The 13,430-nt window shown below is 55.3% G+C and carries 13 protein-coding genes; 7 read left to right on the top strand and 6 right to left on the bottom strand.

Features of this window, described 5'->3' with window-relative positions:
• Position 1: 1 nt before the first annotated feature.
• A complete protein-coding gene (locus tag SELIN_RS02745; RefSeq protein WP_156788009.1) occupies positions 2-1,012 on the bottom strand; it encodes a hypothetical protein in 1,011 nt (336 codons plus the stop codon).
• A 107-nt stretch (positions 1,013-1,119) separates the two neighbouring features.
• Between SELIN_RS02745 and SELIN_RS02740 the strand changes: the two genes are divergently transcribed.
• The 7 genes from SELIN_RS02740 to SELIN_RS02705 all read left to right on the top strand — a co-directional run bounded on the left by SELIN_RS02740 (position 1,120) and on the right by SELIN_RS02705 (position 8,472).
• Positions 1,120-2,130, top strand: coding sequence for a glycosyltransferase family 9 protein (locus SELIN_RS02740; RefSeq protein WP_013505177.1), 1,011 nt, complete (start codon positions 1,120-1,122; stop codon positions 2,128-2,130).
• Positions 2,127-3,101 carry a glycosyltransferase family 9 protein gene (locus SELIN_RS02735; protein ID WP_013505176.1) on the top strand — a complete coding sequence of 325 codons (975 nt, stop codon included), beginning with the start codon at positions 2,127-2,129 and terminating at the stop codon, positions 3,099-3,101. Before SELIN_RS02740 ends, SELIN_RS02735 begins: the two co-directional genes overlap by 4 nt.
• A 9-nt stretch (positions 3,102-3,110) precedes the next feature.
• Positions 3,111-3,626 (top strand): peptide deformylase, encoded by a 516-nt coding sequence (gene def / locus SELIN_RS02730; protein ID WP_013505175.1) that lies wholly within the window; start codon positions 3,111-3,113, stop codon positions 3,624-3,626.
• Complete coding sequence (gene fmt / locus SELIN_RS02725) at positions 3,623-4,561, top strand: methionyl-tRNA formyltransferase (protein WP_013505174.1); 939 nt, start codon at positions 3,623-3,625, stop codon at positions 4,559-4,561. The genes def and fmt overlap by 4 nt, the downstream gene beginning before the upstream one ends.
• 757 nt (positions 4,562-5,318) lie before the next feature.
• A complete protein-coding gene (locus tag SELIN_RS02715; protein WP_013505172.1) occupies positions 5,319-6,098 on the top strand; it encodes a DUF116 domain-containing protein in 780 nt (259 codons plus the stop codon).
• A gap of 105 nt (positions 6,099-6,203) precedes the next feature.
• Positions 6,204-7,610, top strand: coding sequence for a flagellar assembly protein A (locus SELIN_RS02710; protein ID WP_013505171.1), 1,407 nt, complete (start codon positions 6,204-6,206; stop codon positions 7,608-7,610).
• Positions 7,597-8,472 carry a FapA family protein gene (locus SELIN_RS02705; RefSeq protein ID WP_013505170.1) on the top strand — a complete coding sequence of 292 codons (876 nt, stop codon included), beginning with the start codon at positions 7,597-7,599 and terminating at the stop codon, positions 8,470-8,472. Before SELIN_RS02710 ends, SELIN_RS02705 begins: the two co-directional genes overlap by 14 nt.
• A gap of 179 nt (positions 8,473-8,651) precedes the next feature.
• Here the strand turns inward: SELIN_RS02705 and gltA are convergent, their stop codons facing one another.
• The 5 genes from gltA to clpP form a co-directional block, all read right to left on the bottom strand.
• Positions 8,652-10,088: an NADPH-dependent glutamate synthase gene (gene gltA, locus SELIN_RS02700; RefSeq protein WP_013505169.1), complete on the bottom strand. Its 1,437-nt coding sequence runs from the start codon at positions 10,086-10,088 to the stop codon at positions 8,652-8,654.
• Positions 10,089-10,925, bottom strand: coding sequence for a sulfide/dihydroorotate dehydrogenase-like FAD/NAD-binding protein (locus tag SELIN_RS02695; RefSeq protein WP_013505168.1), 837 nt, complete (start codon positions 10,923-10,925; stop codon positions 10,089-10,091).
• Positions 10,926-10,949: 24 nt separating this feature from the next.
• Positions 10,950-11,279 carry a hypothetical protein gene (locus SELIN_RS02690; protein ID WP_013505167.1) on the bottom strand — a complete coding sequence of 110 codons (330 nt, stop codon included), beginning with the start codon at positions 11,277-11,279 and terminating at the stop codon, positions 10,950-10,952.
• 261 nt (positions 11,280-11,540) lie between these two features.
• Positions 11,541-12,830: an ATP-dependent Clp protease ATP-binding subunit ClpX gene (clpX, locus tag SELIN_RS02685; protein ID WP_013505166.1), complete on the bottom strand. Its 1,290-nt coding sequence runs from the start codon at positions 12,828-12,830 to the stop codon at positions 11,541-11,543.
• Positions 12,830-13,420 (bottom strand): ATP-dependent Clp endopeptidase proteolytic subunit ClpP, encoded by a 591-nt coding sequence (clpP, locus tag SELIN_RS02680; RefSeq protein ID WP_013505165.1) that lies wholly within the window; start codon positions 13,418-13,420, stop codon positions 12,830-12,832. Before clpP ends, clpX begins: the two co-directional genes overlap by 1 nt.
• Between the last annotated feature and the right edge of the window lie 10 nt (positions 13,421-13,430).

The following is a 13,430-nucleotide window of genomic DNA, read 5'->3' as shown; positions in this document are numbered from 1 at the left end:
CCTATATTCCACCAAAACTGAATTGAGGCTTCAGCCATGATACCAGAAAAAGCAGGGGTATGGCGAAATATTTCCCCACCGGATCGAAGGAGAGAATAATGGCGCCGTAGAGGATCATGGCAGCCAATGCCGTCTTCCACGACCCCGACCAGAAAGCGGACATGGTCACCGCCGCCACCAGCGCCACACAGACCTGCCGAACCGACAGGACATCGGAAACCACCAGCAAAGAAGAACCGTAAAGGCTGAAATCCCCTACTCCCACCACCATAACACCCAGAGCCAGCAGGGTTTTACGCGCCGTTGTCCCCGCGTCAGCCATCAAGGCTCCCAGAGCTGCCAGTGGGGCAAACAGCAACAGCATTGCCCTCGAAACCCACTGAATTTCAGCCAGCGGCCACTGGTCCACCAGCGCATACCCCTGATTCGCCAGAGTCCCAAGCACCAGCACCAGGAGAAAAAGCGTGGCAGGCGCGGAGGAACTGTAGGGATCCCTCAGGTGCGAAACCTGCCAGGAACCCATTACGAAGAAGGCAAATGGGATAATCATCGCAAAGACTACTTTCCCTGCGTTGATGGACGGGTCAAGGTTCCAGTTCATGGCACAGTAGAGACACAGAGCCAGTGAACACAGGTACATCCAGTGCAGGTTCTTCAGAACCCGAGGCAGCACAGAGTGCACGAACTGCCGCTGCGGCGACACTCCCAGCAAAAACAACTCCCGAATACGCGCCGCCGGATCGTGGAAAACCTTGGTGACGACATACACCTGAATGGCAACAGAGAGCATCAACAGCGAAAGTATGATGCTGTGCGCCGGAATAAAGAAATTGCATAAAAGGGTAAATATCAGTATAACGGACTGGTTTTTACTCAGGTAAACTATCGCGGCGCCAAGGCCAATGGAAATCGGCAGGCAGATCATGGGCACCAGCAGCACCCAGCCCCATGATATACCAACAGGCGCAAGGTGCGGGGTTTTTTGCGCCAGCAGCATTGCCGCTGTCGGCATAAAGGCCGCACACAGAAGTAAACTGAACAGCCCCATGGTTTGCCAAGGCTGTTTTATTTTGGCAAGGCCTTTTTTTGCCATGAACTCCTCTGAAAGAAACAGGATGTATGGAAAAGCTACTGGTATTCCTTCCAAGTCGGATAAACTACGCCATCATGGCATTCAAAGCGATCAGATCCCTGCGGGAAAATCACCCAGACATACCCATTGACCTGGTTGCGGACGCCAGCACCGCACCTCTCTACATGGACACCCCTTATATAGATAAATTGCTGCCGTTTCGCAAGGACTCAAGCAGCAGTGCCGAAGAACTCGGCCTGCGCCTGGCACCCCAGAAGTACAGCACAGCACTTCTCCTGGAGGAAAATCCCGATCACCTGTCCATCGCACGCCATGCCCGCATCGCCTGCCTGATGGGCTCCGAGGGGAAAAACTGGAAACGCTCCGCCCTGCACAAAAAGTCGACCCTGTGCCTGCATAACACCACCAACCATCGCAGCTCCTACTTCGTAAGCCTGCTCCAGGATCTTGGACTCATCAAGACATCAGCTCGAACCGCTGAACCCTGGGAACCCCCTGCGCGCTCTTTGCGGGCAGCCTCACGCGTACTACGGGAACATTTCGGTCACTACGCGCTGATCTGCACCGGCCCTGCCGATGAACCACTGAAATGCTGGCCCGCCGAGCGAATGGCGGATGTAGCCAAAGGGCTCCGTGCAAACCATCAGCTGCACATCGTGCTCACAGGCGCAGCCAAGGACGAGTACATCGGCCAAAGCATCACCCGCGCCCTGGGAGATATTCCCCACACCAACCTGGTGGCCCAAACCGATATAACCACCCTGATCGGCCTGGTTGCCGGCGCAAAGATAGTACTGGGCGGAGAAGCGGCACCGATTCACCTGGCAGACAGCATGCATATCCCCCTGGTTACCGTGTTCGGCCCCTCGGACTCCCAGCTCTGGGGCCCTATCTCCCCCAAGGCGGCCCTGATGCAGGCGGAAGGAATTCTCTGCACCCCGTGCAACAGCGACACCTGCGACAAGCCAGGACACTACTGCATGGATCTGGTGGACACTGACGAAGTATACTGGACCTGTGAGCGGGTGATGCAATGAAAACACTTTTTATTCTGCCAGATACCATTGCCGGCATTACCAAGTCGTCCCTGGCCCTCAAAGGCGTTCGGGATACAGATCGCATGAATGGCACCATCGCGCTGGCCGCGCGGGAAGATCACGCCAGCTTTGTCAGCTCTCTCGGCATTGCCGATGATGTCATTCCCCTGAAACCCTCTCAGAAAATGAAAAATTACTGGAAGTTGCGCCGCCATCACTTCGACCGCGTCGTTGATCTGCAGGGAAACCGCGAAAGCGCCTCTCTTGGGCGCTGGGTACGTAAACAGGACAACTGGGGCTTCGGCGACCTGCCCGAAAACATCCAGAAAAAGTACAGCAATGTGGTCTCCTTCCCTGCCAGCAACCCTTCCCAGGAGTATCGCTACCACCATCTGCTGAAAAATGCCACCGGCATCCACAGCTTCTCCATCGCCCCGAGCATCCTTCCCGGCTCCGACGAAGTCACCCGCGGCGAAATGTTTGCCCGGCAGCTGCAAAACCCGGTCATTCTCTCGGTGCAGGGAACACTGCCATCCCAGCAGTGGCCCGTAAAGTTCTTCATTGAGCTGTGTCAGTGGCTGACCAGCCGCGGCAGAACTCCAGTGCTGGTCGGCAGCGCTGAAGACGCTGCCAAAGCCACCACCATCATTGAAACATCCGGCATGGGCATATCCCTGTGTGGCAACACCTCCCTGGAGTCCCTTGCGGGCATGACCATGGTGGCCGGGATCTACACCGGCGTGCAGTCCGATGCCATGTATGTGGCGGATATGGTCGGAGCCCGCGTCAGCGCCCTCTACGGGTCAACCTCCCTCGCCCTGCAGGGCCCGGTTCACCACCGCGCAACCTGCATCGAAAGCACCATCAGGTGCGCTCCATGCAGCCTGGCCCACTGCCCAGCCGATAACAGCTGTACCAACCATATTTACCCCGAAGATATCATCGAGCAACTGCAAGCCTTCGGCGTGTGAGGCAATACCATGATCCATCCCATACTCACGTACCCAGACCCCCTACTGAAAAAGATATCCCAGCCAGTCACGCAATTTGACAGTGCCCTGCAGCAGCTGGTCAGCGACATGTTTGACACCATGTACAATGCCAACGGCGTCGGCCTGGCCGCTCCACAAATCGGCATCCTGCGCCGGATATGCGTGCTGGATCCCGCCAGCGGCAAAGAGGAGGAAGCGCAGCCCCTGGTGCTCATCAATCCGCAAATTCTCTCGGGCGAAGGCCTGACCACCTTCGAGGAAGGCTGCCTCTCCGTTCCCGGCTATTACGGTGAAATAAAGCGTTACGAGCGCATACAGGTGCAGTTCAACGACCTGCAGGGCCAGGAGCAGACCGCGATCCTTGACGGGTTTACCGCCATCATCGCCCAGCACGAAATGGATCATCTCAACGGCAAACTCTTCATTGAACACCTGGGTTCTTCAGAACGCGATCTGATCAGGCGCAAAATCCGCAAAGCCATGAAGGAAGGTTCGTACCAGTGAATACCCCATCGGCAAAGCGCGTCGGTTTCATGGGCACCCCGGAATTCAGTGTCCCCGCACTTGAAGCCTTGGCAAGCGTCTACGAAATACCCATTGTCATCACTCAGCCAGATCGGCCCGCCGGGCGCACACTGCAACTGACCCCGTCAGCGGTAAAGACAAAGGCACTCCAGCTGGGCATTCCCGTACTGACTCCGGCAAGGGTTCGCAAAAACCCCCAGTTCCTTGCGCAAATAGCGGATTTAAACCTGGACGCCATTGTGGTCGTCGCCTACGGCCAGATCCTGCCCCAGGAATTCCTGGATATCCCACCATTCGGCTGCTACAACATCCACGCCTCCCTGCTGCCCCATTTCCGGGGAGCCGCGCCGATTCAACGCGCCATCCTGGAAGGCTGCCCCGAAACCGGTATCACCATCATCCGCATGGACGCCGGGCTGGATACCGGTGACATGGTTCTGAAAAAAGCGACCCCCATAGACGCCATGAACGCCGCCCAACTCCATGACCACCTGGCCCCTCTGGGCGCTGAGGCCATCCTGGAAGCCCTCGCGGCAGTTTTCCAGGGAACAGCGCAGTTCACCCCCCAGGATCATTCCCAGCACACCTACGCCCCGAAACTGCGCAGAGAAGAGGGAATCCTCACCTGGCATGAAGATGCTGTCACGCTTGAACGACGCATCCGCGCTTTTACCCCATGGCCGGGCTGTCGCTGCCGCTGGCGGGACAAGGATGTCAAGATACTGGAGGCTGAACCAACCCAGGGCAGTGGCGCTCCAGGCCAGGTGCTGTCCATTGATCTGCAGGGCATAGAAATTGCCTGCAGGCAGGGCGCCCTGCGGCTGAAAAAAGTTCAGCCCCAGGGCAAACGCGTCATTGACGCCCATGCCTTTGCCAATGGCTATGGAGTACAGGTTGGCAACACTTTCCTCTAACTGAAGTTTCGCACCTTGTCGACTTGGGTTAAGGCACTATTATCCAGATATTTACCACACGAAAAACCATATTAATTGTGTTTGCTTGACTCATCGAGTATTCCTCGTTTCGTTTACGGATATTGTCCTTTTTGTCCGCTCAAAAAGGACACAAAAACGCGCCCCCCGAACGCCCGTTTTTCCGGATCGTTGGCTCGCCTGTTCTGGAGATCCGGCAGCAGGCTGCTCAAAGAGCCCCATCTGCGGCGTTGCCGGGCATCGCTCGTCACTGCGACGTACAGGGAGTACGCCTCCCTCCTCGCTTTGCCCGCGCCTTGCACCTGGGCCTCTTTGCGTTGCCTGACCCCTGCCTCCTTGCAGTGCTGCCGGACCACCTGCTTCCTGCAGGTGTCCCGTTCGGGTCTTGCCAGCCAGGCGTCGCACTCACCGGACGGGCTCAGGGGGGAACGGACTGTTTCTGCCTCTCCCCCGTGTGCTGGCCCAGCCAGAACGCGAAGACTGGAACGCTATGGACCCGCAGGTTTGACGCCACGACGGCGGTTGTTTGCGGTCCCCAGTTCCAGGCGAGCGAACGGCTGATAAGAACAGCACTGGGAGTCGCTTCCCAGCCACTTTTGGCGAGTCAAAAGTGGCAAAAGAAACTCATAAACAGGGTGAGGGCAATGTCAAGAGATATCGTCTGTGTAGAACCATTTTCACCATTACTGCATGGCATCAGGGTCGGCGCCAAAAACCTGCCATTTCGGAGGTGCGAAAGTTGAGCTCTCAGAAACCCTACTTCAAGATACTCTTCTTCCTGCTGACAGCGCTCCTGCTGCTCTTTTCCTTCGCCACCGGCTACGCAGCCATGCGCTTTGCCCCGGTCAGCATGAAAGCCGCCGCCGTATGGGCCATGCCCTCCCTGCTGGCCGCAGCCATGGCCGCCTTGCCCATAGTCTTTTACCTCTGCCTCAAAAGCGGCTTTCGGACATTCCTCTTCCAGATTGCCAACCGCTACTGCATCCGGGTATTCTTCCCGCTGATCCTCTTCTTTGGCGAGCGGCTGCGCATTGAGCGGGATCTGCTTATCCAGGAGCTGGTGCAGTACAACAACAAATACGTGTTGCGCAAGCACGCCGGGAGCTTCGAACCACAGCGGATGCTGGTACTGTTGCCCCACTGTCTGCAAATGCGCGACTGCGATTACCGGGTCACCACGGATATCAGCCGCTGCGCACTCTGCGGCCGCTGCAGCATTCACAAGTTTGTCGAACTCTCCCGGAAATACGGCGTCCATGTTCAGGCCGCCACCGGTGGAACCCTGGCCCGCCGGATCATCCAGGAACTGCGCCCCCGCGTTATCATCGCCGTAGCCTGCAGCCGCGATCTCTACAGTGGCCTCTCCGATACCTTTCCCTTGCCGGTGGTGGGAATCTTCAACGAGCTGCGTCACGGCCCCTGCGTGGACACCTCCGTGGATGCCGCAAAAGTGGAAGAAACCATACGTGAACTCATAAAACCCGAGTATGTGACAAAAAGTTTCGTTCAAGACTTGTAAAGTTGTAGCCGAAAAGGTAAGTAAGTGTCATACTCTCGCCAGTTACTCCATTCTGTGCATAGCAGCACGGAAGGGTGAAAGAGCGGAAATCTTGCGAGGTTCGCAATGTTCAAACGGGTCGCGGTCAATCAAAGCGTAGCGGTGGAAGTCACCGATGATAAGCTGGAAGCTTACCTCATCGCCAGGGCTCCCCGTGATCTTGCTATCAGCGTCTGGGAAGATGCCTATATGGCTGCCGAAATCGCCGAGCCCTATGTCATCGACCTGACCCACGACCTGGTTGATCTGCTTGACGAGGCACAAAGTGGCAACAGCAACGCTTTTCCTGCTGAACTCCTGCTCGCCAAAGGCATCCCCCCCAAACACGGCAAGAACTCCTTTATAAATTACATTATCAACTTCGAGGAAAACCCCGGAACCGTTGACGAAAAAACGGGCAAGATCAACTTCAAAGAGCGTGATCTGGTCAAGGAAGTGGATGAAGGGGATGAAATCCTGGAGCTGATCAAGGCCTCCAGGGGTGAAGCCGGATTCGACATTTTCGGTGAACCCGTGCCCGCCAAGGACGGAGAGAACGTCACCACCGTCAACGCCGGTGAAGGAGTCATCGTCGATGACATGGGCGACAAGGTCGTCTACCGCGCCGCCAAGAAAGGCGTTGTCCTGCTGCAGGGCAAGGAAGTGCACGTCAGTGAAATCCTGATCATTAAAACCGATGTGGACTACTCCACCGGGAATATTCGCTTCAATGGCTCGGTGACCATTTCGGGCAGCGTCAAGTCCGGCTTCGAGGTGGAAGCCACTGGCGACGTCGTCATTGAAGGTTTTGTGGAAAAAGATGCTCTGGTCAAGGGCGAAACCATCATTGTCCAGAGCGGCTGCTACGGGAAAATTCACGCCCGCAAAACCGCTCAGCTGGAGTTCCTGGAAAATGCCACAGCCTTTTCCGCCAAGCACATCGCCATCAAATCCGTCAATCGCTCCGTTGTCGTCGCGCCCCATGTCATCATAGACAAGGTTGCCTCCAGCCGTATCTTTGCCTATCAGGAGCTGTCCATCGTTGATGTCAACTCCTCCATGGCCACACCCTGCAATCTGTCCATCGGCTACGACCCCAACGCGCTGGAAGTCATCAACCACCTGCGCAGCGAATATTCCAGCCTGAAATTTTCCGTGGAGATGAGTAAGCTCTACCTGGCCAATGCCGGGGTAAATGTCAGTGAAATCCTTGAGCAGCGAAAAATTCCTGAAGGACTCAGCGCGGAACACCTGGAAAAAGCCAAGCAACTTATCCATAATCTCAATGTGATCAACCGATTCAAATCCGTCTTTCAGGAGCTCATATCCAAAACAGATGGTGTCATCTATATTCTCTCCAAGGTCGACAAGTACACCATCCTGGATATGTACGGCATTGAGAAACAGTTGTACGAACAAATGGCCCGCTGTTCGTTTCGCTTTGACATGGATACCTACAGCATAGTGGAGGGACGTATCAGTGCGGATAGTTGACATCAGATCACTGAAAACCGGCACCCGGGTCGCCCGGAACATCTATAAAGACCGCGTGCTGCTGCTTTCAAAGGGATATATCATCGACGATGCCATCATCGAGACAATCCGCAACCGTGAGCTGCGCAACGTCAAGGTCTTTATAGACGATGGTCAGATCTCCGAGTTTGAAAAACGGGGCGGGGTCTACAATGTGGACGTCGTGGAGCGCCACCATAAAAGTGTCCGGCTGGACGCTCCCCTGGTGGTGAATGGATTTATTGATGTCCACTCCCAGGTCTTTGTGGCTGGCGAACTGAAGGTCATGAAGGAAGTCATGCCCTACAGCCATGTCAGCTGCCATGGTCCGGCAATTATCTATGGAGAAGTCTATGGCTGCTGCCTGGTAGCCTGCGAAAAAATGGAATTTTCCAGCCTTGGCAGCCCCGACGGCATGCGCACCATGATCTCGCTGCAGGAATATTCCCTGGAGAAGCTGGTACTTCTCAAGGAACTCAACGAGATGAAAGCCGCCAAGATCCAGCCCCTGATGGCCAAGCTGGTGCCACCGGTCACCAAGGTTGCCAAGCTCGGCAAAAAAGTGAATATGCTGCCCGATGAAACCAAGATGAAACTGCTCGGTGCCTACAAGAAATACATCGAGCTTAACGAAGAGAAAAAGAAAATAGCAACCCAGCTGCAGATACTGGAAAACAAGATCACTGAAGTCGCCACCAGGCCGCGCATCCTGGTACGCGGCCCCGTTCACCCCGGCGTGACCATCCGCATCAAGGATTCAGTCATGCGAGTGGAGGAGCCCCTGCACAGTGTCGAGTTCACCCTGGAAGATGAGAAGGTCCAGTTCAAGAAGATACGCGAATAGATCTCACATCCTGCTGAAAACGGAAAAACCTGGCCTTATACAACGTCCACAAAGATTCAGAAAGACCATATCTCACGCCCGTTATCGCTACGCATTGAAACCGTGAAGCACATGCAAACGGAGAACAAAAAAAGAGCCCCCTCTCCACAGGAGAGGGGGCTCTTGTCATTTACAGGGAATTACTTCCAGTAACCGAATGCGTTGCCCTGTTCCATGACGAAGTCATGCAGTGCCGCAGCAGCGCGCTTGGCCTGACCCATGGCGTTGATAACCGTAGATCCACCGGTAATCAGGTCTCCGCCGGCAAATACTGCCTTCTTGGAGGTGGCTCCCGTCTCGGGATCAGCAACCACGACACCCCACTTGTTCACTTCGATTTCCGGAGTGCTGGTGGGAATGATGGGGTTCACATCACAGCCAAGAGCCATGATAGCAGTATCACAGTCATCAATAAAGGATTCGCCGGTAGCCTCGGGCTTGCGACGGCCAGAGTCATCGGGCTCACCCAGCTTCATTACATCGCACTTGATCTGCTTGATGAAGAAGTTGTCATCACCAATGAACTCCACCGGGTTGGAGAGGAACTTAAAGTTGATAAACTCTTCCTTGGCGTGGTGCAGCTCCTCTGTACGGGCAGGTGCCTCTTCCTCGGAACGACGGTAGTACAGGGTAACATCAGCACCCAGACGCTTGGCAGTTCGCGCCGCGTCCATTGCCGTGTTCCCGGCACCGATGATACCAACCTTTTTGCCCTGGTACAGGGGCGTGACGTTATCGGGGAAGTTACCGGCGCCCATCAGGTAGACGCGGGTCAGGTATTCGTTGGCAGAGTAAACGCCATTGAGGTTCTCGCCGGGAACGCCGGTCATTTTTGGCAGACCTGCGCCCGTTCCCACGAATACGGCATCAAAGCCCCACTCGGAACCGAGCAGGTCATCAAGTGACATGGACTTGCCAACAATGGTGTTGTAAATGAACTTCACGCCCATCTTCTCGAGGAAGTTCAGATCCTCATCGATAACGGAGAGGGGCAGACGGAAGCGGGGAATCCCATAGACCAGAACACCACCACCGCGGTGGAAAGCCTCGAATACCGTAACATCATGTCCACGCTTACGGATTTCGTAGGCTGCAGTCATACCAGCGGGACCGCTGCCAACAACGGCGATCTTCTTGCCGGTGGCTGCGGCCACTTCGGGAATTTCACGGATTTTATTCTCACGTTCGTAGTCGGAAATCCAGCGCTCCAGGGAGCCGATAGCCACGGGTTTGCCACGCTTTCCAACAATACAGACCAGCTCACACTGCTGATCCTGCGGACAGACGCGACCGCAGATAGCTGGCAGGAAGTTGGTTTCACGTATCTTCTTGACCGATCCCTTGAAGTCACCTTTTTCGATGAGCTTGAGGAATCCGGGGATATCGATGCTGACAGGGCAACCTTCCACGCACTGGGGAGACTTGCAGTCGAGGCAGCGGGCCGCTTCGCGCATGGCCACTTCCTGGGCAAACCCAAGGGGTACTTCGTCAAAGTTTTTCACACGATCTTCTGGGCGCTGCTCGGGCATGGGGTGACGTTCAATTGCCATGCGCTCTTTGGGGGTCAGTTCAGCCATCTATTTCACCTCTTGGAGTTTTTCCATTGCGATTTTTTCCTGTGTGACAAACATCTTCTGACGCAGCATGAGCTCTTCGAAGTTCACCTCATGGGCATCGAAATCGGGACCATGGAAACAGGCAAACTTGGTTTTCCCGCCAACGGTCACACGGCAGGCACCGCACATACCGGTGCCGTCAACCATGATGGCATTCAGGGAGACAAAGGTTTTGACCTTCTTGGGCTTGGTCATGTTTCCGACCGCCTGCATCATGGGCACAGGGCCAACAGCCAGCACCCACTGCACATCCTCTTTTTCCATCAGCCCGGCGAGGCCGTCCGTGACAAAGCCTTTGACGCCCTGGGAGCCGTCATTGGTGCACACAATCACTTCGTCGCACACTTCTCGCATTTCCTTTTCCAGCAGGACCAGATCCTTGCTGCGCGCACCGATAATACCAACCACGCGGTTGCCCATGGCCTTCATGGCGCGGGCGGGAGGCATAACCGCTCCGGTTCCGTAACCACCACCGATAACCACGGCAGTACCTTTGAGTTTTTCCACATGGGTCTCTTCACCCAGGGGGCCAACCACATCCTGGAAACAGTCACCTTGCTTCAGGGCAACAGCTTCGGTGGAAGTGCGTCCGGCGGCCATGATAATAATGCGCACCGTGCCTTTTTCAGCATCCCATCCGGAAATGGAAATGGGAATGCGCTCACCGTTGGCGCTCACCCGCAGGATGATGAACTGGCCAGGCTTCATGTTTTTCGCGGCCATGGGGGCGTATACGTGGAACAAGGCCATGCCGGGAACAAGGTCTTGCTTTTCCACTATTTCGTAGAGCTTTGGCATTCTATTCTCCTTAAATGATTTGCTTCAGTTACAGACTGTGAGCTTGTTCTGGCTGTGGTCGTAGCTGACAGAGAACTCGACCGTTGCCTCGCGGGGCAGAGCTTCCAGGCTCTGGATAAGATCACCTACTGTCATGCCCTTGATGGTACAGGAGTCATCAAGGCTGGACTGGATGTATTCCTGGCTCTTGGTCATGTACATTTTCTGAGCGCTGTTATAGTCATCAAAACGGGCCAGCACAGCACCCTTGACCAGATCCTCCACGACAAAACGGCCTTCGCCTTTGGCGGGCTGATTATCTTCAACCACCTGAACGTAGTTGTTTCCAAATACTCGGACACTTTGTTTTTTCATGATTCGAACACCCTTTTCCGTTTTTGTTTGGTTTCACAAAACTCTTATCACAAGCCACTATAAGGGATAAGGGCCGGGAAGGTCAAGGAAATTGTATACAATGCAATCCGGTTTTCAAATAATGTTATAAATAAACCCGAGCCAGGAAAATCCCACCTGCCGCCTGCGGGGAAATCCGGACTGCTGAGCTGTTTTTTTTGACATATGGGCCAAAAAAAAGCGGCGAACCAGTGGTTCGCCGCTGCAAAGCATTGATCATATTCAGGCGGAATTCTTCTTGAGCACTTCCACCACGGGCTTCTTGGTTCCCTGCACGACTTCCGCGTCAATAATACAGCGTTTGCGATCGCCCTTCTGATCGGGAATATCGTACATGATGTCCAGCATGACCTGCTCCATGATGCTGCGCAGCCCTCTGGCACCCGTCTTGCGTTTCAGTGCCTCGCGAGCCACTTCCGTACAGGCCTCCGGCGTAAAGACAAGCTCTGTGCTGTCCATGGCCAGCATATGGGCGTACTGCTTGACAAGGGCATTCTTCGGTTCCTGCAGAATCTGGATCAGGGCCGCCTCGTTGAGCTCCTCCAGGGCAGCGATAACCGGCAGACGTCCCACCAGCTCAGGAATCAACCCGTAACGGATAATGTCCTCAGGGTGAACTTTGGCCAGCAGCTCATCCTTCTGGAGTTTGCGGTTCTCGCTGAGCTCCTGTCCAAAGCCGAGCATCTTCTTGCCCAGTCGCCGTCCGACAATACCGTCAAGCCCTTCAAAAGCTCCACCACAGATAAAGAGGATATTGGTGGTGTCAATCTGAATGAACTCCTGGTTGGGGTGTTTGCGACCACCCTTGGGAGGAACATTGGCCACCGTGCCCTCGACGATTTTCAGCAGTGCCTGCTGCACACCCTCACCCGAGACGTCGCGGGTAATGGAGACGTTCTCGCTCTTGCGGGAGATCTTGTCGATTTCATCGATATAGATAATCCCGCGCTGGGCGCGTTCCACATCAAAGTCACAGCTCTGCAGCAGTTTCAGCAGAATATTCTCCACATCCTCGCCCACATAGCCCGCCTCGGTCAGCGTGGTGGCATCGGCGATGGCGAAGGGCACATTGAGCACCCGCGCCAGGGTCTGGGCCAGCAGGGTCTTTCCACTGCCCGTCGGCCCGATAAGCAGTATATTGGACTTGCTGATCTCCACATCTTCGCCTTCCGCCCCGCGGCTGTCCAGCAGGGAGTAAATGCGCTTATAGTGGTTATAAACCGCCACGCTGAGAATTTTCTTACTGCGCTCCTGCCCGATCACATACTCATCAAGGGACTCCTTGATTTCCGAAGGGCGAGGCAGGGAGCCCATATACTCTTCCACATCCTGTGGAGCCTCATCGGCACCATGGGCATGTTCGGTTTCAATAGCATCATTGCACAGATACACGCACTCATTGCAGATATACACGCCGAAGCGGCCCTCGATGAGGCGATCCACTTCGTCATAGTTCTTCCCGCAGAATGAGCACTGGGGGCCACTGCTGTCGGAAGTTTTCTTCCTTGCCATTACTCTGCACTCCTGCTCTGGATAACCTCGTCAATAATACCATAGGCGCGGGCCTGCTCGCCGGTCATGAAGAAATCCCGGTCGGTATCCCGTTGGATTTTTTCCAGATCGGCTCCCGTGTGACGAACCAGGATATCGTTGAGCATCTCCTTGATGCGCAGGATCTCGCGGGCCTGGATTTCGATATCGGTGGCCTGCCCCTGGGCACCACCCAAAGGCTGGTGAATCATGATGCGGGAGTGGGGCAGCGCAAAGCGCTTGCCCTTCTCACCGGCAGCCAGCAGCACCGCGCCCATACTGGCAGCCTGCCCCACACAGATGGTGGAGACCTTGGGCCGGATATACTGCATGGTGTCATAGATAGCCATGCCGGCGGTTACCACACCGCCGGGGCTGTTGATATAAAGGAAAATGTCCTTTTCCGGGTCTTCCGCTTCCAGAAAAAGCAGCTGGGCGATGATCACATTGGATATCTGATCATCGATCTGGGTACCCAGGAAAACGATGCGATCCTTGAGCAGCCGCGAGTAGATATCATAGGATCGCTCTCCGCGAGCTGTCTGTTCGACGACTATAGGTACCAATGGCATATTTCAACCT

Source organism: Desulfurispirillum indicum S5 (assembly GCF_000177635.2).
Classification (GTDB): Bacteria; Chrysiogenota; Chrysiogenetes; order Chrysiogenales; family Chrysiogenaceae; genus Desulfurispirillum; species Desulfurispirillum indicum.
Note: the sequence above shows the minus strand (reverse complement) of the source record. Positions and strands in the feature narration are given on the sequence as shown.

What these genes read in the sequence shown, in the direction of transcription:
- SELIN_RS02745 (WP_156788009.1), bottom strand. Translation starts at nt 1,012, where the DNA reads ATGCCGACAGCGGCAATGCTGCTGGCGCAAAAAACCCCGCACCTTGCG.
- def (WP_013505175.1), top strand. Translation starts at nt 3,111, where the DNA reads ATGATCCATCCCATACTCACGTACCCAGACCCCCTACTGAAAAAGATA.
- SELIN_RS02710 (WP_013505171.1), top strand. Translation starts at nt 6,204, where the DNA reads ATGTTCAAACGGGTCGCGGTCAATCAAAGCGTAGCGGTGGAAGTCACC.
- SELIN_RS02735 (WP_013505176.1), top strand. Translation starts at nt 2,127, where the DNA reads ATGAAAACACTTTTTATTCTGCCAGATACCATTGCCGGCATTACCAAG.
- gltA (WP_013505169.1), bottom strand. Translation starts at nt 10,088, where the DNA reads ATGGCTGAACTGACCCCCAAAGAGCGCATGGCAATTGAACGTCACCCC.
- clpP (WP_013505165.1), bottom strand. Translation starts at nt 13,420, where the DNA reads ATGCCATTGGTACCTATAGTCGTCGAACAGACAGCTCGCGGAGAGCGA.
- clpX (WP_013505166.1), bottom strand. Translation starts at nt 12,830, where the DNA reads ATGGCAAGGAAGAAAACTTCCGACAGCAGTGGCCCCCAGTGCTCATTC.
- SELIN_RS02690 (WP_013505167.1), bottom strand. Translation starts at nt 11,279, where the DNA reads ATGAAAAAACAAAGTGTCCGAGTATTTGGAAACAACTACGTTCAGGTG.
- SELIN_RS02695 (WP_013505168.1), bottom strand. Translation starts at nt 10,925, where the DNA reads ATGCCAAAGCTCTACGAAATAGTGGAAAAGCAAGACCTTGTTCCCGGC.
- SELIN_RS02740 (WP_013505177.1), top strand. Translation starts at nt 1,120, where the DNA reads ATGGAAAAGCTACTGGTATTCCTTCCAAGTCGGATAAACTACGCCATC.